Source organism: Pseudonocardia lutea (assembly GCF_042658055.1).
Taxonomy (GTDB): domain Bacteria; phylum Actinomycetota; class Actinomycetes; order Mycobacteriales; family Pseudonocardiaceae; genus Pseudonocardia; species Pseudonocardia lutea.
This window is the reverse complement of record NZ_JBHSQK010000137.1, coordinates 1-579: the sequence shown is the minus strand read 5'-3', so window position 1 is coordinate 579 and position 579 is coordinate 1. Positions and strand designations below refer to the sequence as shown.

Here is a 579-nt window from a genome sequence, read left to right as displayed (position 1 = left end):
CGGGATCGACAGGGCGAAGCCCGGGAATTCCGGGAACGGCTGGCCACTGCGGTAGGTCTGCCAGTCCCGGGCGGCCTTCACCACGTCCGCGTAGCGGGTGAGCTGCCAGTACCCACCGTGCCGTTCGACCGGGCGACCGTGCAGCTCCGCCGCTGTTGGGCGTAACGGGCGATGGCCTCGGGATGGTCGGGCACAGAGTCCGGGACGTGGTCGGCGCAGGTGGCCGTCAGATCGGGCGCAGCGTCAGCCGATCCCATGAGTGTTCTCCAGTGAACGATTGTTGGGAAGGTGTTCGTGTCGGACCCCGGCGTGCCGGGGACCGACGGTGACGTGCGAGTGTCAGGACGAGTGCTGTGCCGCCAGTTCGAGGACGATCGGAGCAGCGGTTGTGGCGGCGTGAATACCGATCACGCTGACGATCTCAAGCACCTCGAGGATCTCCTCCACGGTGGCGCCGTGGTGGAGGGCGTTGCGGAAGTGCAGCTTGAGGCCAGGCACGTAGAGGTGGGTGGCCGCTGCGTCGAATGCGCAGTAGACGAGCTCCTTGACCTTGGGCTCGAGGGTTCCGGTTCGCCATGG

1 protein-coding gene is annotated in these 579 nt (G+C 67.0%); it reads right to left on the bottom strand.

Going from position 1 to position 579, the window contains the following annotated elements; genetic code table 11:
• Positions 1 to 339 precede the first annotated feature (339 nt).
• Positions 340 to 579: carboxymuconolactone decarboxylase family protein (locus ACFQH9_RS32010; protein ID WP_379572204.1), on the bottom strand; the 240-nt coding region annotated here is incomplete at its 5' end.